Genomic DNA, 15,328 nt, shown 5'->3' with positions numbered 1-15,328 from the left:
GCCGCATGGCACGAATTGCGGTGATCGGCGCCGGCATGGGCGCGATGGCCACGGCGGCCCGGCTGGCCGTGGCGGGGCACCAGGTGACGGTGTACGAGCAGGGTCCGACGTACGGAGGCGCGGTCGGCCGCTACGAGCGGGACGGCTTCGTCTTCGACACGGGACCGGGGCTGCTGCACCTGCCGGCCGTCTACCGCGACCTGTTCGTCAAGACCGGCAAGCGGCCCCTGGAGGACTGCGTCGACCTGGTCCAGGTCGACCCGGCCGTCCGGCACGTCCTCGCCGACGGGGCGGAGGTCAGTCTCCCCGGCGCCTCCCGCGGCGGCGCCGCGGCGGCCCTCGACCGTGCCTTCGGCGCGGGCTCCGGCGACCGCTGGAACGAGGTGCTGAACCGGGCCCGCGACGCCTGGGACGCCACCCGCCGCCCCCTGCTGGAGGAGCCGCTGCGGCCCGACTGGCAGGTCCTCGGCCGCGACCCGTACCCGGCCGTGCGGCGCAGCGGCCTGCTTCGCCGCCGGCCGCCGACCCTCGCCGAGATCGCCGGGCGCGAGCTGGGCGGGCCGCTGGGCGAGCTGCTGGCCGCCCGCGTCGAGGCGTACGGGATCGACCCCGCCGGCGCCCCGGCCGCCGCGGCCGTGCTGCCGTACATGGAGCAGACCTTCGGCAGCTGGTACGTGCGCGGCGGGATCCGGGCCCTGGCCACCGCCGTGTACGAGCGCTGCCTGGAGCGGAAGGTCGTCTTCGCCTTCGACACCCCGGTACGGGAGGTACTGGAACGCGAGGGCCGGGCGGCCGGGCTGCTGCTCGCCGACGGCACCGAGGCCGAGGCCGACCACGTCGTCTGCGGGACCGACCCCCGGCGGCTCGGCGTACCGCTCCCGCCGGACGGCGTCCCCGCCCGCGGAGCCGGCGTGCGCAGCCGGTACACCCTCCTGCTCGCCCTGCGCGGCGCCCGCCCGGAAGGCGCCGCCCACCGCACCCTCGTCCACTCCCCCGGCGGGCTGCTCACCGTCCTGCGCCCCGACGACCCGGGCACCCGCCCCGACGCCGGACACGAGGCGGTCACCGTGAGCGTGGCGTGCGGGCCGGAAGGGGTGGCCCCGGACCGGGTCGACGGCCTGCTGGACCTCGCGGCACGGGCCGTTCCGGACCTGCGCGAGCGGCTGCTGTGGTCCGAGGTGCGCACCCCGGCCGACGTCGAGGCGGCCACGGGCGCGGTGGGCGGCGCGGTGCCCCCGCCGGCGCTCGCCGGGGCCGGCGGCCGGCTGCTCTACCCGGCCAACTCCACGGCCCTGCCCGGGCTGTACCTGGCGGGCGGCTGGGCGCACCCCGGCGGCGGACTCGCGCACGCCGGGATGACCGGGGCGCTGGTGGCCGGGCTGATCGTGGAGGGCGCGGGCTTCCGCGGCTCCCAGTGACGGGCCGCCGGACGCGCCCGAGCCCCTGTCGGCGGTGCCGGCAGGGGCTCGGGCGGGGGGTGCGGGGGCCGCGGTCTCAGTAGCGGTACTGCTCGTACTCGCCGCTGCCCTGGTACGGGTACTGCTGGGGCTGCTGCTGCGGCTGCTGCGGGTAGGGCCCGGTCTGGTCGTCCGCCGGGTAGGGCTGGGCCACGTCCCGCTGCTGCGGCACCCAGACCCCGCCGGGCGGGGTGTCCATGGAGTACTGCTCCTGCGCGGCCGTGCCGTACGGGTCGGGGGTGTGGCCGGTGTACGGGGTGTAGTCGTAAGGCTGCTGCGGGATGACGCCGCCGCTGGTGCCGATGTACGGGTCCGAGTAGGCGGCGTAGACCTGCTGGTCGCCGCCCGCGGGGTAGCCGCCGGAGTAGTCGTAGCCGACACCCGCGGTGTGCGGGTCCTGGTAGGCGGCGTACCCGTGGGCATCCTGCTCGGCCGTGGTGAACGGCGAGGCGAACGGAGCCGTCTGCGCCGCGTCGGCGGCGGGCGCGAAACTCTGTATCCCGTACGAGCCGGTCTCGTCGGGCAGCGGCTCCGGGCTGTAGACCTCGGCCGCGTCGCCGTCGGCCGGCGCGTCCGCCGCTTCGGCGGCCCCGTACTCCAGCGCGGTCACCTCGAGCGAGGGCTCGGGGCGCGGGCCGCCCGCCCGGCGGCGCCGCGAGCCGCCGGCGGCCTGCCCCTTCGCCGTGGAGCCCTTGCCGCCGCCCTTGCCCTTGCCCTTGCCGCCGCTCTTGCCGCGGCGGATCGCCCAGCCGGCCTCGAAGCCCTTGCGGAAGGACAACGTCACCAGCGTCTGGCCCACCGCGAACGCGAGCGCGCCCACGGCGATGACCGGCACCGACGGCAGCACCACCCCGGCGACCACGCCGAGGAACCCGGCGAACGCGAGCAACCGCCAGCGCAGCCGGGCCTTGTACTGCATCAGGACCTCGGCAAGCAGCCACAGCGCGACGAAACCGAACGCGATGTAGAGGACCGTCATTCCCATGCGTGGCACCCCTCGGTACGGCCGCCCTGGGAACGGCCGATCAGGCCCGCTGGTGCAGGCCCAGATTCTCGTAGATCTCGAGAGTCGCCGTGGAGTTGTTCAGCGTGATGAAGTGCAGCCCCGGGACACCCTCGGACTGCAGTCGCGCGCAGAACTCCGTGGCGAACTCGATCCCCATGGAGCGTACAGCGGCCGGATCGTCCTTGACGGCGAGCATGCGCTCTTTCACGGCCTCGGGGAAGACGGCGTTGCTGAGTTGGGGCAGCCGGTCGAGCTGCTTGATGGCCACAACAGGCATGACCTCAGGGATGATCGGCGTCTCGCAGCCGGCCTTTTCGACGCTGTCGCGCAGCCGCAGATAGTTCTCGGGATCGAAAAACATCTGGGTGATCGCATAATCGGCGCCCGCGCGGCACTTGTCCACGAAGTGCCGGATGTCCGTGTTCCAGTCCTCCGAACGCGGGTGCATCTCGGGGAAAGCGGCCACGCCCACGCAGAAGTCGCCGGATTCCTTGAGCAGTCGGACCAGGTCGGCCGCGTAGTGCACGCCGTCGGGGTGCGCGACCCACGGACCCATGGGGTTGCCCGGCGGGTCGCCGCGCACGGCGAGCATGTTGCGGATGCCTGCGTCGGCGAACTGGCCGATCACGTTGCGCAGCTCGGCGATCGAGTGGTCGACGGCGGTGAGGTGCGCGACGGGCGTGAGGGTGGTGTCCGCGGCGATCTGCTGGGTGGCCTTCACGGTGCCGCCACGGGTGGAGCCGCCGGCGCCGTACGTCACGGAGACGAAGCTGGGGCCCACCGCCTCGATGCGGCGCAGCGCGTTCCAGAGGTTGCGCTCGCCGGTCTCGGTCTTGGGAGCCCAGAACTCGAAGGAGTACGAGGGGTCCCCGGACGCGAGCAGATCGCGGACCGTGCGTGCACGGTCCGTTCGGGTGGAAGCGGTTCCAAGGGCCATACGGGCAGGTTAGACGCGCGTCCGCGGACACCGAAGCGGCGTCCACCCATTGGACACGATTTTGGACAGTGGGCGGGGGTGGCCACCGGGGCCGGCCAGGGGCCGGGCCTCAGGCGAGCCGGGCCCGGACGCGCTTGGCCAGGTCGGCCGCGGCGGCGCCGGGGTCGGAGGCCTCGGTCAGGGCGCGGACGACGACGATGCGGGTGGCGCCGGCGTCGAGGACCTCGTCGAGGTTGTCTGCGTCGATCCCGCCGATGGCGAACCAGGGGCGGTCCTGCTCCAGGGAGGCCGCGTACCGGACGAGGCCCAGGCCGGGGGCGTGGCGGCCGGGCTTGGTGGGGGTCGGCCAGCAGGGGCCGGTGCAGAAGTAGTCCACGCCGGGCTCGGCGGCCGCCGCGGCCACCTCGTCCTCCGCGTGGCAGGACCGCCCGATCAGGACGCCCTCGCCCAGGATCGCGCGGGCGGCGGGGACGGGGATGTCGCCCTGGCCCAGGTGCAGGACGTCGGAGCCGATGGCGTGCGCGACGTCGGCGCGGTCGTTGACGGCGAGGAGCTTGCCGTGGCGGCGGGCGGCCTCGGCGAAGACCTGGAGGTGCTCCAGCTCCTCGCCGGCCTCCATGCCCTTGTCGCGGAGCTGGACGATGTCCACGCCGCCGGCCAGGACGGCGTCGAGGAACTCCGGGAGGTCCCCCTGCCGCTTGCGGGCGTCCGTGCACAGGTAGAGCCGGGCGTCGGACAGCTGGGCGTTCGCGGACATGGGGGTCCCCCTCGTGGGCACGATGCCGGGCCGCCGCGGTGGGCGGCGGCCGGGCAGCGCGGGTGGATCGGTGGGCTCAGGTACGGGTCAGAGGGCGAGCGCCTGGGCGCGGCGCTTCACCTCCGTGCCGCGATTCTCGCTCAGCGCCTGCACCGGGGTGCCGGGCAGGGTCGGGTCCGCGGTGAAGAGCCACTCCAGCATCTCCTCGTCGGAGAAGCCGTCGTCGCGCAGGACGGTCAGCAGGCCGGGCAGGCCCTTGACCAGCTTGTCGCCCGCGATGAAGGCGGCGGGCACCTGGAGGGCGCGGTTCTCACCGCGGCGTACGGCGATCAGCTGACCTTCCTTGACCAGCTGGCGGACCCGGGTCACTTCGATGTCGAGCATCTCGGCGATGTCGGGGAGGTACAGCCAGTCGGGGACAAGGGCATCGATCTTTGCGTCAATCTCGGTCACGGCACAAGCCTGCCACCTCCCACCCCCGCCCGGCACCCAAGCCACCCCATCCGTGGCCCCGCCCCGGACCCATCCGGCCCCGACCCACACCGGCCCGCCCCGCACCGGGCCGGGGCCCACCGGCTCCCGGGCCGCGCGCCCGGCCCGTCCAGCCCCCGGCTCCGCCGCCACCCACCCCGGCCATCGAAAAGCCGGGGTCCGGCAACTCCAGCCCCGTCGGCGATCGAGGCGCGGGGGGCCGGGGGGCGAGGGCCGCTAGGCGGTGGCGGACTTTATGGGGGTGGACGGGTCGGACAGTTTGGCCGGGTCCATCTGGGCGCCCGTTTCGATCAGGCGGCGGGCCTGGGCGAGGTCCCGCGGCCGGCCCACCGCGAGGATCGCGACCAGGGAGCCGGCCCGCAGCCAGCACACCGTCCAGGCGGACTCTCCCGGGTCCCCCCGCCACAGCAGGGTGTCCGCACCGGCGTGGTGGCCGGCGTACTGGACGAAGCGGCCGAACTGCTCGGACCAGAAGTACGGCACCGGGTCGTAGACCTCCAGCGGCCCCGGCCCCCCGCCGGCCAGGATGTTCGCCGCGACGACCCGCGGCCCCTGCAGCGCGTTGTCCCAGTGGTGCACCAGCAGCCGCGCCCCGTACCGCCCGGACGGGAAGGACGCGCAGTCGCCGACCGCGTACACCCCCGGCAGGGACGTCCGCAGGTGGGCGTCGGCCGTGACCGAGCCGTCCGGCCCGAGCTCGACGCCCGAGCCGGCCAGCCACCGCGTCGCGGGCCGCGCCCCGATGCCGACGACCACGGCCCCGGCCGGCAGCTCGCGGCCGTCCGCGAGCAGGACCCGCCCGGACTCGACCGAGGCCACCTTGGCCGAGGTCAGCAGGGCCGCGCCCACCTCCTCGTACCAGGCGGCCATGGGCGCCGCGACCTCGGCCGGGAGGGCACCCGCCAGCACCCGGTCCGCCGCCTCGACCACGGTCACCGCGCAGCCCGCCTCCCGCGCCGCGGTGGCGAACTCCGCGCCGATCCACCCCGCGCCGACGACCACCGTCGCCGGGGACTGCGCCAGCACCGGCCGCAGCCGCGCCGCGTCGTCCAGGGTGCGCAGCAGGTGGACGCCGGGGACCCCCTCCGCACCCGGGAGGGTCAGCGGCTCGGCCCCGGTCGCCAGCACGAGGACCCCGTACGGGACCGGCCCGGCCTCGGTGTCCAGCTCGCGGTCGGCGGCCCGCAGCCCGGTGACCTCCACTCCGAGCCGCAGCTCGATGCCGAGGCCCTCGAAGTCCACGTCGAAGGCGGAGTGCTCGGCCTTGCCGAGGAGCACCGCCTTGGACAGCGGGGGCCGGTCGTACGGCTGGTGGGGTTCGGCGCCCAGCAGGGTCACGGGGCCGGTCCACCCCTGCTCGCGGAGGGCGACCGCGGTCTGCACTCCGGCCATTCCGGCGCCGACGATGACGACGCCGTTCTCAGTCTCTTCCGTCTGCTCGCTCACATCCCCCAGCGTAGTCAACTGACGATCAGTCAGGAATCCGGCACCGCCGGGCACGGCCCCCCGCCCGGCATCCGGCACACTCCCCCTCCGCCGAGGCGAGCGGCTAGGGTGGCCATCGTTACCCATCGCGGGAGTCCGGACGTACCGGGCTGAGAGGGAGGCTGACCGGCCTCCGACCGTACGAACCTGATCCGGGTCATGCCGGCGAAGGGAGGGGCTGGAAGCCCATGCATTCATCCCGGAAGGGATCCGACGTCCTCGTCATCGGGGGCGGGATCATCGGCCTGGTCACCGCCTGGCGGGCGGCCCGCCGCGGGCTGCGCACCGCGCTCGCGGACCCCGCACCCGGCGGCGGCGCCGCCCGGGTCGCGGCGGGCATGCTCGCCGCGGTCACCGAGCTGCACTACGGCGAGGAGACCCTGCTCGGCCTCAACCTCGCCTCCGCCGCCCGCTACCCCGAGTTCGCCGCCGAGCTGGCCGACGCCAGCGGCGGCCTGGACATCGGCTACCGCGCCTGCGGCACCCTCGCCGTGGCCCTCGACGCCGACGACCGGCTCCACCTGCGCGAACTGCACGCCCTGCAGCGCCGCTGCGGCCTGGAGTCCGAGTGGCTCACCGGCCGCGAGTGCCGCCGGCTGGAGCCGATGCTCGCCCCGGGCGTGCGCGGCGGGCTGCGCGTGGACGGCGACCACCAGGTCGACCCGCGCCGGCTGGCCGCCGCCCTGCTGGCCGCCTGCGAGAACGCCGGCGTGGAGATCCACCGGGCGAGCGCCGGGCGGCTGCTGGTCGCCGCCGACCGGGCCGTCGGCGCGGCCCTCGACGACGGCACCGAGCTGTACGCGGACCAGGTGGTGCTGGCCGCGGGCTCGCTCAGCGGCCGGCTGGCCGGCGTACCGGACGAGGCGCTGCCGCCCGTCCGGCCGGTGAAGGGGCAGGTGCTGCGCCTGACCGTGCCGGCGGCGTACGCGCCGTTCCTGTCGCGGACGGTACGGGCGGTCGTGCGCGGCAGCCACGTGTACCTGGTGCCGCGGGAGAACGGCGAGCTCGTCGTCGGCGCCACCAGCGAGGAACTCGGCTGGGACACCACGGTCACCGCCGGCGGGGTGTACGAACTGCTGCGCGACGCCCACGAATTGGTGCCCGGGATCACCGAACTCCCGCTGACCGAGACCCTGGCGGGCCTGCGGCCCGGCTCCCCGGACAACGCCCCGCTGCTCGGGCCGACCGTACTGGCCGGGCTGCACCTGGCCACCGGGCACTACCGCAACGGGGTGCTGCTGACCCCGCTCACCGGCGACGCGCTCGCCGACCTGCTGACCACGGGCGCGCTGCCGGAGATCGCCCTCCCGTTCAGCCCGCTCCGCTTCTCCGCTGCACGTCAGGAGTCGTACGCATGACCATCTCCGTCAACGGCGAGCCGCGGGAGATCGCGGCCGGGACCACGCTCGCGTCGGTGGTCGCCACCCTCACCACGGCGCCGTCCGGCGTCGCGGCCGCCCTCAACGAGACCGTGGTGCCGCGCGGGCAGTGGCCGCTGACCGCGGTCGGCGAGGGCGACCGGATCGAGATCCTCACCGCGGTCCAGGGAGGCTGAGCACGATGGCCGACGACACCTTCGAACTGGGCGGCCGGAACTTCTCCTCCCGCCTGATCATGGGCACCGGCGGGGCGCCGAGCCTGGAGGTACTGGAGCACGCCCTGATCGCCTCCGGGACCGAGCTGACCACGGTCGCGATGCGGCGTCTCGACCCGACCGTGCAGGGCTCGGTGCTCTCCCTGCTGACCCGGCTCGGGATCGCGGTCCTGCCGAACACCGCCGGCTGCTACACGGCCGGCGAGGCCGTGCTGACGGCCCGGCTGGCGCGGGAGGCGCTCGGCACGGACTGGATCAAGCTGGAGGTCATCGCGGACGAGCGGACGCTGCTCCCGGACGGGGAGGAGCTGCTGGACGCCGCGGAGACGCTGGTGGACGACGGGTTCACGGTGCTGCCGTACACGAACGACGATCCGGTGCTCGCGCGGAAGCTGGAGGATGCGGGCTGTGCGGCGGTCATGCCGCTGGGGTCGCCGATCGGGTCCGGGATGGGGATCCGCAATCCGCACAACTTCGAGTTGATCGTGGAGCGGGCGGGTGTGCCGGTCATCCTGGACGCGGGGGCCGGTACGGCGTCGGACGCCGCCCTCGCCATGGAACTGGGCTGCGCCGGGGTGATGCTGGCCTCGGCGGTGACGCGGGCCCAGGCCCCGGCCCTCATGGCCGCGGCCATGAGGGATGCGGTTTCGGCGGGCCGGCTCGCCTTCCGGGCCGGCCGCATCCCCCAACGCCGGTTCGCGGAACCGTCGTCCCCGATGGCGGGCCGCCCCGCCTTCGACCCGGAACGCCCGGCCTTCTGACCGGCCCCCGGCCGCTGCGCGGAGCCGTTCCCCAGCCCCGCCCCTTCCCGAAACCGGGCTCCGCCCGGACCCTCCCCCAGCTACCGCCGGGGGGAGGGTCCGGGGGCGGAGCCCCCGGTTTCGGGAAGGGGCGGGACTGGGGAAACGCTCCGCGCAGCGGCAGTCCCACCCCCGGCCCGGACGTCACAGGTGCGCTGCAACCTCGGCTCCCGCGGCCGGAGCCACAGGCGGCGCTCGTAGAATCGCCGGGTGGACACGACCCTGGATGACCCCCTCGTCGGGCAGACGATCGACGGCCGCTACCGCATCGACGCCCGCATCGCGGCCGGCGGCATGGCCACGGTCTACCGGGCCCTGGACACCCGCCTGGACCGCATCCTCGCCCTGAAGGTGATGCACCCGGCGCTCGCTGCCGACGCCGCCTTCGTCGACCGCTTCATCCGCGAGGCGAAATCCGTGGCCCGGCTCGCGCACCCCAACGTCGTGGCCGTCTTCGACCAGGGCACCGACGGCCCCTACAGCTACCTCGCCATGGAGTACGTCTCCGGCTGCACCCTCCGCGACGTGCTGCGCGAGCGCGGCGCGCTGCAGCCCCGCGCGGCCCTCGACATCCTGGAGCCGGTCCTCGCGGCTCTCGGCGCGGCGCACCGCGCCGGGTTCGTGCACCGCGACATGAAGCCCGAGAACGTGCTGATAGGCGACGACGGCCGGGTCAAGGTGGCCGACTTCGGGCTGGTCCGCTCCGTGGACACCGTCACCAGCACCACCGGCGCCGTCCTCGGCACCGTCTCCTACCTCGCCCCCGAGCAGATCGAGCACGGCGTCGCCGACACCCGCGTGGACGTCTACGCCTGTGGTGTCGTGCTGTACGAGATGCTGACCGGCGCCAAGCCGCACACCGGCGGCACCCCTGCCCAGGTGCTCTACCAGCACCTCCACGAGGACGTCCCGGCCCCGTCGGCGGCCGTTCCGGGGCTGCCCGCCTGCCTGGACGCCCTGGTCGCGCAGGCCGCCGCCCGCGATCCCGAGCTGCGCCCCCACGACGCCGCGGCCCTCCTCGGCCTGGCCCTGGAGGCCCGTACGCAGCTGAGCGACGCCGAGCTGGACTCCGTACCGCCGCAGGCGCACGCCGGGGAGCGGTCCGCCGCCGAGGACCGCACCAGTGTGATTCCGCGGCCCGTCGCCGCCCCCGAGCAGCCGGCGGAGCAGACCTCGCGGCTGATGCTGTCTCCCCTCTCCGTGGAGTCCGATGCGCCTGCGCCCGCCGCGGCGGCCCCGGTCCGCTCCCGCCGCGGCCCGCTGCTCGTCCTGGCGGCGCTGCTGCTGATCCTCGGCATCGGCGCCGGCGTCTGGTACATCAATTCCGGCCAGTTCACCAAGGTCCCCAACCTGCTCGGCAAGACGGAGGAGCAGGCCCGGTCCGACCTGTCCGCCGCCGGTCTCGACGTGAAGCGGGTCGACCGGAAGTTCAGCGACGCCTTCGAGCGCGGGACCGTGATGAACAGCGACCCGCAGGGCGGCAAGCGCATCCGCGGCAACGGCGCGGTGGTGATCACCGTCTCCCGCGGCCCCGAGGTCGTGATGGTGCCCGACGTCAGGAACAGGACACTGGACGAGGCGAAGGCGGAGCTCTCCAAGAGCGGTCTGGCGCCGGGGATCGTCACGCAGGCGTTCAACCAGGACGTCCCGCAGGGCTCGGTGATCTCCACCGATCCGCCGGGCGGCACCCGCCGGGCGCCGGACTCCGCGGTCGCGATCACCGTCAGCAAGGGCCGCCCGGTGCAGGTGCCGAACGTGGCCGGCAAGCCCCTCGACCAGGCCAAGGCGGCCCTCGAATTCCTCGGCCTCACCGTGCAGACGGCGGCCGAGCAGGTCAACTCCCCTGCCCCTGCGGGCACGGTGGCCAACCAGTCGGTCAGCGCAGGCGCCCAGGCCGCGCCCGGCGACACCGTCGTACTGACGGTCTCCAAGGGGCCCCGCCAGATCCCGGTGCCGAACGTGGTCGGCCAGGAGGCTGACCTGGCGCGCAAAACCCTGGAGGCGGCCGGGTTCAAGGTGAGGGTGGAGAAGCCCTTCATCTCGTTCGGCAACACCGTGGACGCCCAGTCGGTTCCGGGCGGCCAGACCGCCCCCGAGGGCAGCACGGTCATCCTCCGGGTCAAGGGGCTGTAGTACGTGGCGCAGAAGGACGGGCAGGACCGGTCTGCCCTGCGCAATCCGGTCGGCGGGCACGTGCCCGTCGCCGGCGGCCTCGCCTCGGTGGGGCTGTCGTACGCCCGGGAGCTGGGGGCCGAGGCCGTGCAGGTCTTCGTGGCGAACCCGCGCGGCTGGGCCACCCCGGCCGGCAACCCGGCGCAGGACGAGCTGTTCCGCGCGGGCTGCGCGGCCGGGGCCATCCCGGCCTACGTGCACGCCCCGTACCTGATCAACTTCGGCTCGCACACCGAGGCGACCGTGGAGAAGTCGGTGGAGTCGCTGCGGCACTCCCTGCGCCGCGCCCGCGAGATCGGGGCGCTCGGAGTGGTCGTGCACACCGGCTCGGCGACCGGCGGGCGGCCGCGCGAGGCGGCGTACGCGCAGGTCAGGCAGTTCATGCTGCCGCTGCTGGACGAGCTGACCGGCGACGACGACCCCTTCCTGCTGCTGGAGTCGACGGCCGGGCAGGGCTCCTCGCTGTGCTCGCGCACCTGGGACTTCGGCCCGTACTTCGACGCGCTCGACCACCACCCGAAGCTGGGGATCTGCCTGGACACCTGCCACGTCTTCGCCGCCGGGCACGACCTGGCGGAGCCGGGCGGGACCAAGCAGACGCTGGACCTGCTGGTGGAGACGGTGGGCGAGGGCCGGCTGAAGCTGATCCACGCGAACGACTCCAAGGAGGGTGTGGGCGCTCACAAGGACCGGCACGCCAACATCGGCCAGGGCCACATCGGCCGGGACGCCTTCGCCGAGCTGTTCTCGCACCCCGCGATGGAGGGGGTCCCGCTGATCATCGAGACGCCGGGCGGTACGGAGGGCCACAAGGCGGACGTGGCGCTGCTGAAGGAGCTGCGCGCGGTCCACTGATCCCATCCTTGAGGAATACCCCTGGGGGGTATACGGTTCTGCTGTCAGCAGGACCGTTGCCAGGCGTTCCCAGGGGGTTGCGATGAACGACGTTCACGAGCACCACGAGCACCACGCACAGCACGAACACCATGAGCACCACCACGGCCACGAAAGCCACGGCAGCCACGGCAAGGCCAGCTGGGGCATGGCCGCCCGGGCCACGCTGCACTGCCTGACGGGCTGCGCCATCGGCGAGGTCCTCGGCATGGTCGTCGGCACCGCGCTGGGCTGGGGCAACGCCCCGACGATGGTCCTCGCGATCGCCCTCGCGTTCCTCTTCGGCTACGGGCTCACCCTGCGCGGCATCCTCGCCGCCGGCGTGGACCTCCGCTCGGCCGTCCGGGTGGCGCTGGCCGCCGACACCCTGTCGATCGCCGTCATGGAGCTGATCGACAACGGGGTGATCCTGGTGTGGCCGGGCGCGATGGACGCCCACCTGTCGGATGCGCTGTTCTGGATCGCCCTCGCGATCTCGCTCGCGCTGGCCTTCGTCGTGACGACCCCGGTCAACAAGTGGATGATCGGCCGCGGCAAGGGGCACGCGGTGGTCCACCAATACCACCACTGACGGACCCGCCCCGGGCCGGCTACAGCTCGGGGCCGTCCCCCGGCTCCTCCTGGTAGGAGTAGCGCTGCTCGCGCCAGGGGTCGCCGATGTTGTGGTAGCCGCGCTCCTCCCAGAAGCCGCGGCGGTCGGCGGTCATGTACTCGATGCCGCGGACCCACTTCGGGCCCTTCCAGGCGTACAGGTGCGGCACGACGAGGCGCACGGGGAACCCGTGCTCGGCGGTGAGCAGCTCGCCGCCCATGTGGGTGGCGAAGAGGCTCCGCTCGGAGCCGAAGTCGGCCAGCCGCAGGTTGGAGCTGAAGCCGTACTCGGCCCACACCATCACGTGGGTGACCTCGGGGGCCGGCGGTGCGAGGGCGAGGATCTCGCGGGCGAGCACCCCGCCCCATTCGGCGCCCACCATGCTGAACTTCGTCACGCAGTGGAGGTCGGCCACGACCGTCTCGAACGGCAGGGCCGTGAACTCCTCGTGGTTCCAGCAGTGCTTCTCGCCGTCCGCGGTGGCGCCGAAGACGCGGAACTCCCAGCGGTCCGGCTTGAACTTGGGCACGGGCCCGTAGTGGGTGACCGGCCAGCCCCGCTGAAGCCGCTGCCCCGGTGGAAGCTCCAGCTGCTCTGCTCCCGGAGATTCCCGGCTTTCCGGCTGACCCATGACTCCATGGTGACAGACGCGGACGGGTGGTCATGACCAGGTGCGGGTCGATTCGGGCATGTCATGGCAACTCCCACTAAGGAGGCACTTACTGGACGGCCCCCTGTGGCGGTGGAAGGATGCGCGCACCACCACGTCACATGGCTGACATTGCCTGGAAGGAGCCTCTGCGATGCAGGGCGACCCCGAGGTCCTCGAGTTCCTGAACGAGCAGCTGACCGGCGAGCTCACGGCGATCAACCAGTACTGGCTCCACTACCGGATCCAGGACAACAAGGGTTGGACCAAGCTGGCCGACTACACCCGTGCCGAGTCCATCGACGAGATGAAGCACGCGGACAGACTCACCGAGCGCATCCTGATGCTGGACGGGCTCCCGAACTACCAGCGCCTGTTCCACGTGCGGGTGGGCCAGACCCTGACCGAGATGTTCCAGGCGGACCGCCAGGTGGAGGTCGAGGCGATCGACCGGCTCAAGCGCGGGATCGAGGTGATGCGCGGCAAGAACGACATCACGTCGGCGCGCCTGTTCGAGGACATCCTGGAGGACGAGGAGCACCACATCGACTACCTCGACACCCAGCTGGAGCTGATCGAGACCCTCGGGGAGCAGCTGTACATCGCGCAGCTGATCGAGCAGCCGGAGAGCTGACGTGCGGGGCTCGGCCTGCGCGGCTTACGTGCCCTATGCGGCTTCGGCGAGCTGCGGGGCCGGGGCGAGCACGGCCGCCGCGTGGCCCTTGTCCACCAGCTCGCGGCGGGGGCAGGCCCCGCGGCCGAGGAGGCCCTGGATGGTGCGGACGCAGGAGCCGCAGTCGGTGCCGGCCTTGGTGACCGAGGCGATCTGGCGGGGGGTGCAGGCCCCGGCAGCCGCGTGCTCCTTGACCTGCTGGTCGGTGATACCGAAGCAGGAGCAGACGTACACGCGGTTCACCTCCGTGTCAGGAACGGTCTCTACAGCCATCCCCTATTCGGTGAGGCTTACCTAACCGTACCCAAAGCGGCCATGGCCGAAAACCCCCGGCAACGACAGTGGGGCGCGGATCACATCGATCCGCGCCCCACTGTCATCAGGTGCTCACGGGCAGGTGCCGGACCCCGCGGCCCGCCTGCCGGCCGGCCTACTGGTCCCGGTACATCTCCGCGACGAGGAAGGCCAGGTCCAGGGACTGGCTGCGGTTGAGCCGCGGGTCGCACGCCGTCTCGTAGCGCTGGTGCAGGTCGTCGACGAAGATCTCGTCGCCGCCGCCCACGCACTCGGTGACGTCGTCGCCTGTGAGCTCGACGTGGATGCCGCCCGGGTGGGTGCCCAGCGCCTTGTGGACCTCGAAGAAGCCCTTGACCTCGTCGAGCACGTCGTCGAAGCGGCGCGTCTTGTGGCCGGAGGCCGCCTCGAAGGTGTTGCCGTGCATCGGGTCGGTGACCCAGGCGACGGTCGCGCCCGAGGCCGTGACCTTCTCGACGAGCTCGGGGAGCTTGTCGCGGACCTTGTCGGCGCCCATGCGGACGACGAAGGTCAGCCGGCCCGGCTCGCGCTCGGGGTCGAGGCGGTCGATGTACGTCAGCGCCTCGTCCACCGTGGTGGTGGGGCCGAGCTTGATGCCGACCGGGTTGGCGATCTGCGAGCAGAACTCGATGTGCGCGTGGTCCAGCTGGCGGGTGCGCTCACCGATCCAGACCATGTGGCCGGAGGTGTCGTACAGCTTGCCGGTGCGCGAGTCGGTACGGGTCAGCGCGCCCTCGTAGTCGAGCAGCAGCGCCTCGTGCGAGGAGTAGAACTCCACCGCCTTGAACTCGGCCGGGTCGGTGCCGCAGGCCTTCATGAAGTTCAGCGCGTTGTCGATCTCCCGCGCGAGCTGCTCGTAGCGCTGCCCGGACGGGGAGGACTTCACGAAGTCCTGGTTCCAGGCGTGCACCTGGCGCAGGTCGGCGTAGCCGCCGGTGGTGAAGGCGCGCACCAGGTTCAGCGTGGAGGCCGACGCGTGGTACATGCGCTTGAGGCGCTCGGGGTCGGGGACGCGGGCCTCGGAGGTGAAGTCGAAGCCGTTGACGGAGTCGCCGCGGTAGGTCGGCAGGGTCACGCCGTCGCGGGTCTCGGTGTCCTTGGAGCGCGGCTTGGAGTACTGGCCCGCGATGCGGCCGACCTTGACGACCGGCACGGAGGCCGCGTACGTCAGGACGGCGCTCATCTGGAGCAGCGTCTTCAGCTTGGCGCGGATGTGGTCGGCGGACACGGCGTCGAAGGCCTCGGCACAGTCGCCGCCCTGCAGCAGGAACGCCTCGCCCTTGGCGACGGCTCCCAGACGGGCACGCAGCTGGTCGCACTCGCCCGCGAAAACGAGCGGAGGATACGACTCGAGGTCCGCGACAACAGCGCGCAGGGCCTCGGCATCGGGGTACGAAGGCTGCTGCGCCGCGGGAAGGTCTCGCCAGGTCGCCTTGGCGGCGAGGGCTTGGGGTTCAGCGTTCACGGTCACCCCATACACATTACGGCGTCACACCTCGCGTCCG

The 15,328-nt window shown here is 73.2% G+C and carries 16 protein-coding genes and 1 riboswitch; of the genes, 8 read left to right on the top strand and 8 right to left on the bottom strand.

What is annotated here, in order from left to right; translation table 11 throughout:
- Positions 1-5: 5 nt before the first annotated feature.
- Positions 6-1,418 (top strand): NAD(P)/FAD-dependent oxidoreductase, encoded by a 1,413-nt coding sequence (locus tag AB0F11_RS19000; protein ID WP_362174719.1) that lies wholly within the window; start codon positions 6-8, stop codon positions 1,416-1,418.
- Between the two features lie 76 nt (positions 1,419-1,494).
- Here the strand turns inward: AB0F11_RS19000 and AB0F11_RS18995 are convergent, their stop codons facing one another.
- From AB0F11_RS18995 to AB0F11_RS18975, 5 genes are all read right to left on the bottom strand, one after another.
- Entirely contained in the window at positions 1,495-2,442 is a 948-nt protein-coding gene (locus AB0F11_RS18995; protein ID WP_362174716.1) for a hypothetical protein, read from the bottom strand.
- Between the two features lie 40 nt (positions 2,443-2,482).
- The gene (gene metF, locus AB0F11_RS18990; protein ID WP_362174713.1) at positions 2,483-3,400 is read right to left on the bottom strand and encodes a methylenetetrahydrofolate reductase [NAD(P)H]; all 918 of its coding nucleotides are present in this window, start codon (positions 3,398-3,400) and stop codon (positions 2,483-2,485) included.
- 109 nt (positions 3,401-3,509) lie between these two features.
- A complete protein-coding gene (gene thiE, locus AB0F11_RS18985; protein ID WP_362174710.1) occupies positions 3,510-4,157 on the bottom strand; it encodes a thiamine phosphate synthase in 648 nt (215 codons plus the stop codon).
- 87 nt (positions 4,158-4,244) lie between these two features.
- Positions 4,245-4,610: an Rv2175c family DNA-binding protein gene (locus AB0F11_RS18980; RefSeq protein ID WP_362174707.1), complete on the bottom strand. Its 366-nt coding sequence runs from the start codon at positions 4,608-4,610 to the stop codon at positions 4,245-4,247.
- 255 nt (positions 4,611-4,865) lie between these two features.
- On the bottom strand, positions 4,866-6,041 hold the full coding sequence (locus AB0F11_RS18975) for an FAD-dependent oxidoreductase (RefSeq protein ID WP_362174797.1): 1,176 nt from the start codon (positions 6,039-6,041) through the stop codon (positions 4,866-4,868).
- A 171-nt stretch (positions 6,042-6,212) separates the two neighbouring features.
- Positions 6,213-6,325: riboswitch (TPP riboswitch) on the top strand.
- Between AB0F11_RS18975 and thiO the strand changes: the two genes are divergently transcribed.
- The 6 genes from thiO (at position 6,323) to AB0F11_RS18945 (ending at position 12,165) form a co-directional block, all read left to right on the top strand.
- Positions 6,323-7,492, top strand: a complete 1,170-nt coding sequence (thiO, locus tag AB0F11_RS18970; RefSeq protein ID WP_362174704.1) for a glycine oxidase ThiO — start codon at positions 6,323-6,325, stop codon at positions 7,490-7,492. It overlaps the preceding riboswitch by 3 nt.
- Complete coding sequence (gene thiS / locus AB0F11_RS18965; RefSeq protein WP_362174701.1) at positions 7,489-7,689, top strand: sulfur carrier protein ThiS; 201 nt, start codon at positions 7,489-7,491, stop codon at positions 7,687-7,689. The genes thiO and thiS overlap by 4 nt, the downstream gene beginning before the upstream one ends.
- A 5-nt stretch (positions 7,690-7,694) precedes the next feature.
- On the top strand, positions 7,695-8,489 hold the full coding sequence (locus tag AB0F11_RS18960) for a thiazole synthase (RefSeq protein ID WP_362174698.1): 795 nt from the start codon (positions 7,695-7,697) through the stop codon (positions 8,487-8,489).
- Positions 8,490-8,738: 249 nt separating this feature from the next.
- The gene (gene pknB, locus AB0F11_RS18955; protein ID WP_362174696.1) at positions 8,739-10,661 is read left to right on the top strand and encodes a Stk1 family PASTA domain-containing Ser/Thr kinase; all 1,923 of its coding nucleotides are present in this window, start codon (positions 8,739-8,741) and stop codon (positions 10,659-10,661) included.
- Positions 10,662-10,697: 36 nt separating this feature from the next.
- Positions 10,698-11,555, top strand: coding sequence for a deoxyribonuclease IV (locus AB0F11_RS18950; protein ID WP_362174795.1), 858 nt, complete (start codon positions 10,698-10,700; stop codon positions 11,553-11,555).
- An 82-nt stretch (positions 11,556-11,637) separates the two neighbouring features.
- On the top strand, positions 11,638-12,165 hold the full coding sequence (locus AB0F11_RS18945; RefSeq protein WP_362174693.1) for a DUF4396 domain-containing protein: 528 nt from the start codon (positions 11,638-11,640) through the stop codon (positions 12,163-12,165).
- Between the two features lie 19 nt (positions 12,166-12,184).
- Here AB0F11_RS18945 and AB0F11_RS18940 read toward each other — a convergent pair whose 3' ends face one another.
- Positions 12,185-12,817 carry a sulfite oxidase-like oxidoreductase gene (locus AB0F11_RS18940; protein ID WP_362174691.1) on the bottom strand — a complete coding sequence of 211 codons (633 nt, stop codon included), beginning with the start codon at positions 12,815-12,817 and terminating at the stop codon, positions 12,185-12,187.
- Between the two features lie 172 nt (positions 12,818-12,989).
- Between AB0F11_RS18940 and bfr the strand changes: the two genes are divergently transcribed.
- Positions 12,990-13,469 (top strand): bacterioferritin, encoded by a 480-nt coding sequence (bfr, locus tag AB0F11_RS18935; RefSeq protein ID WP_362174689.1) that lies wholly within the window; start codon positions 12,990-12,992, stop codon positions 13,467-13,469.
- A gap of 33 nt (positions 13,470-13,502) precedes the next feature.
- Here bfr and AB0F11_RS18930 read toward each other — a convergent pair whose 3' ends face one another.
- Both AB0F11_RS18930 and AB0F11_RS18925 read right to left on the bottom strand, forming a co-directional pair.
- Positions 13,503-13,781: a (2Fe-2S)-binding protein gene (locus tag AB0F11_RS18930; protein ID WP_362174686.1), complete on the bottom strand. Its 279-nt coding sequence runs from the start codon at positions 13,779-13,781 to the stop codon at positions 13,503-13,505.
- Positions 13,782-13,938: 157 nt separating this feature from the next.
- Complete coding sequence (locus tag AB0F11_RS18925; protein WP_362174683.1) at positions 13,939-15,303, bottom strand: class II 3-deoxy-7-phosphoheptulonate synthase; 1,365 nt, start codon at positions 15,301-15,303, stop codon at positions 13,939-13,941.
- Positions 15,304-15,328 lie beyond the last annotated feature (25 nt).

Source organism: Streptomyces sp. NPDC032472, from assembly GCF_040636955.1.
Classification (GTDB): Bacteria; Actinomycetota; Actinomycetes; order Streptomycetales; family Streptomycetaceae; genus Streptomyces.
The sequence above is the reverse complement of the archived record's forward strand: the minus strand, read 5'-3'. Positions and strand labels throughout refer to the sequence as shown.

Coding starts and splice junctions, on each gene's coding strand:
- thiO (WP_362174704.1), top strand. CDS start 6,323: ATGCATTCATCCCGGAAGGGATCCGACGTCCTCGTCATCGGGGGCGGG.
- metF (WP_362174713.1), bottom strand. CDS start 3,400: ATGGCCCTTGGAACCGCTTCCACCCGAACGGACCGTGCACGCACGGTC.
- AB0F11_RS18940 (WP_362174691.1), bottom strand. CDS start 12,817: ATGGGTCAGCCGGAAAGCCGGGAATCTCCGGGAGCAGAGCAGCTGGAG.
- AB0F11_RS18960 (WP_362174698.1), top strand. CDS start 7,695: ATGGCCGACGACACCTTCGAACTGGGCGGCCGGAACTTCTCCTCCCGC.
- AB0F11_RS18945 (WP_362174693.1), top strand. CDS start 11,638: ATGAACGACGTTCACGAGCACCACGAGCACCACGCACAGCACGAACAC.
- thiE (WP_362174710.1), bottom strand. CDS start 4,157: ATGTCCGCGAACGCCCAGCTGTCCGACGCCCGGCTCTACCTGTGCACG.
- AB0F11_RS18995 (WP_362174716.1), bottom strand. CDS start 2,442: ATGGGAATGACGGTCCTCTACATCGCGTTCGGTTTCGTCGCGCTGTGG.
- bfr (WP_362174689.1), top strand. CDS start 12,990: ATGCAGGGCGACCCCGAGGTCCTCGAGTTCCTGAACGAGCAGCTGACC.
- AB0F11_RS18975 (WP_362174797.1), bottom strand. CDS start 6,041: ATGGCCGGAGTGCAGACCGCGGTCGCCCTCCGCGAGCAGGGGTGGACC.
- AB0F11_RS19000 (WP_362174719.1), top strand. CDS start 6: ATGGCACGAATTGCGGTGATCGGCGCCGGCATGGGCGCGATGGCCACG.
- thiS (WP_362174701.1), top strand. CDS start 7,489: ATGACCATCTCCGTCAACGGCGAGCCGCGGGAGATCGCGGCCGGGACC.
- AB0F11_RS18930 (WP_362174686.1), bottom strand. CDS start 13,781: ATGGCTGTAGAGACCGTTCCTGACACGGAGGTGAACCGCGTGTACGTC.